This window comes from Streptomyces sp. TAA486 (assembly GCF_000426165.1).
Genome location: NZ_AUEV01000029.1, coordinates 1 through 2,772, shown reverse-complemented (window position 1 = coordinate 2,772; position 2,772 = coordinate 1). Strand labels below are relative to the sequence as shown.

At 63.1% G+C, this 2,772-nt stretch carries 1 protein-coding gene; it reads left to right on the top strand.

Translation table 11 applies throughout. From position 1 onward, the window contains the following. Window positions 1–123 precede the first annotated feature (123 nt). On the top strand, window positions 124–2,772 hold a 2,649-nt coding region (locus I004_RS36520; RefSeq protein ID WP_486580490.1), incomplete at its 3' end, for a hypothetical protein.

Genomic DNA, 2,772 nt, shown 5'->3' with positions numbered 1-2,772 from the left:
CCGGATGCGGGTTCTTCCGCGGGTGATTCCGAGGCGGAGCACCTTGCTGAGCAACGTGCGAGGTTCGTGGAGTCCCAGCAGGCGAAACTCGTTCAACTCGCGAAGAATGCCGATCTTGGAAAGGTGAGCGAGGAGATGGGAATCTCCAAGCACACCGCCAAGGTATGGCATCAGGATATTACGGCAGGCCGGAGGTTCCCGCGAACGCTGTCTGGGCAGCAAAGGAAATACAGGCCTCTCAGGAAAACACTGTACTCTCATCAGGCGGCCCAGATCATGGGAATGTCCGAGGATACCGCCCGGATGTGGGATGCAGAAAATTATAGGCCCACGCAGGAAGAATTGGTTGCGGTACCTATTACGGTACCTACGAAGCAGGGACGAACGCCCGATGATCGCGCGTGGACAACATTCTGGGTATTGAAGCAGTGGGTGGGAGTGTCCACTAAGCGGGCGGCTGCTGGAGCGGATAGTTCCGATAGAGCCTCCAGAGTGTGGGTTCGAAGCCACCGTGCGGCTGAAAAGTGGGTAGACGCCATTCGGCTGGCTCGGTTCGCGCGCATGGTGCTGGAAAAGGAAAGGGTCGGCTCCGGCGACCCCGTCGGCGAAGTGATCAAAGACACGGGAGTTTCTCAGGTCCGCTGGGAGGAGGCGCGGGAGAATTGGAGTTCGTACAGGGTCTACCGGGACAATAGGGAGAGTGTCGGCATTGTCGCGGCGGCCGGGATTGCGGGGCAAACTCCGGAGACCGGCCATATGTGGGAGCTGGTAAGGCGAAACTATCCGGGGTCCGGGGCGGCGAGTGAGGGCGTTCGCAGCCAGGGGGTTCTCGATGAGGGGACGCGCGCCGGTCTGATGCGTGCGGCGAATGACATGCTCGCCAAGCGCGGGCGAGGCGACGAGCCACCACTCAGTCTTGATGACGCTGATGTCGACTACCTCTACGCGGCGCTGGACGGCACCGTGCAGCAACTGCCGGTCGAGGATGTGGCCGAAGATGCGGCCGAGGGTGCGGCCGAGAAGGTGGTCGAGGGTGCCGGGTCCTGGATCGCGAGGATGCATGCAGGTTTGAAGCTGCTCAAGAGGGATGCTGTCGCTCCCCCGCTCTTCTTTGCGGATCCGTCGACCGGCTCGGTCGCGTACGAGCAGTCAGCCGTCCCCTCGGCCGGCGATACCAACTTCACCGTCGATGACCCGTCGTCTCTTCCCGACCTCGGTCCGGGGAACTCCGGCATCCCCTCCTCCGAGGGGCCGGCAGCGCCCACCCGGGTGCAGCCCGCACACCAAGACTCATGGGCGCACATAGAGCTTGCCGGGCGTCACAGCGACGACCTCGCGGATCATCACCGGGCGGCACTGGCCAGGCTCAGGCCCACGGCGAAAGAACTGGCTGAAGTCCGTGCGATTCCCCCCCGGCGGCGGGGGGCAGCACCCATTCATCCCGTCGAGTGGATCCTCTTCTGGGTATCGATGCAGCGGCCGCATATGGGCGTTGGCGACGCGAGCGACGCAGCGGGGATTTCGCGCGGGAAAAACGGGAGAGGCGGGAGAGGATACAAGTGGAATTCGAAATTGGGCTACCCTGATATTGCTAAGGAGATAGGAGAAATCCGGCAGCAGAGGGAGGCTGACGCGGAGGCCCAGCGGCTGGCGCAGATGCAGCCGACCGAAAGCGTGGCTGGTCCGGGCCGCCAGTCCGCCCCCGCTGAGGGAGAGCAGCTGGAAGCGTCCACTCAAGAGCAGTCCACGCGGCAAGAATCATGGGTGCAGAAGGCGCTTGCCGTGTACACCTTCAAGGATGGTGAGCGGGAGAAGCTGGCCAAGCTCAGGCCCACGGTGGAGGAGCTGGCTGAGGTCCCTGAGACCCCCCCCAGGCGGCTGGGGGCAGCACCCATTCATCTCGTCAACTGGATCATCTTCTGGGTGACGATGCAGCGGCCGGGGACCGATAGTGACGCGGCCCGCGAAGCGGGGCTTAGTAAAGCCAACAACTGGAAGAGGACGGCCCTCGAGGCTGCTCAGCGGGTGGAGGCCATTCGGCTGGAGGCCGAGGAGGCCAACCGGGCGCCGCAGCGGCGGTCCACGCGGGTGAGCGAGGAGCAACTGGCGGCAGTGCTCGCCGGCATTCAGCCCACGCGGGAAGAGCTGGCTGGCGTGCCCCCGACCCCCAAGTCCACCACAAAACCCACTGCTGACACCAAGTGGACAATATTCTGGGTAATGAAGCAGCGGGTGGGAGTATTCATTTCTCAAGCCGCTACCGAAGCGCATATTAAGCCTAGTCACGCCACAAAGTGGCTTCGTCGCGAAAGTGCGGATGCCGAATGGGTAGAGGCTATTCAGCTGGCCCGGTTCATACGCATGGTGCTGGAAAAGGAAAGGGATGGCTCCTCTGAGGACGCCGTCGGCGAGGTGATCAAAGAGAAGGGAATTGAGCGTAATGGGATCGCTGAGGAGAATTGGGAATGGTATAAGGTCTACCGGGAAAATAGGGAGAGTGTCGGCATTGTCGCGGCGGCCGGGATTGCGGGGCAAACTCCGGAGACCGGCCATATGTGGGAGCTGGTGAGGAAGAACGATCCGGGGGCCGGGGTAGCGAGTGAGGGCGTTCGCAGCCAGGGCGTTCTCGATGAGGGGACGCGCGCCGGTCTGATGGCTGCGGCGAATGACATGCTCACCGGGCGCAGGCGAGGTGACGAGCCGGCACTCAGTCTCGATGACGCTGATGTCGACTACCTCTACGCGGCGCTGGACGGCGCCGTGCAGGAACTG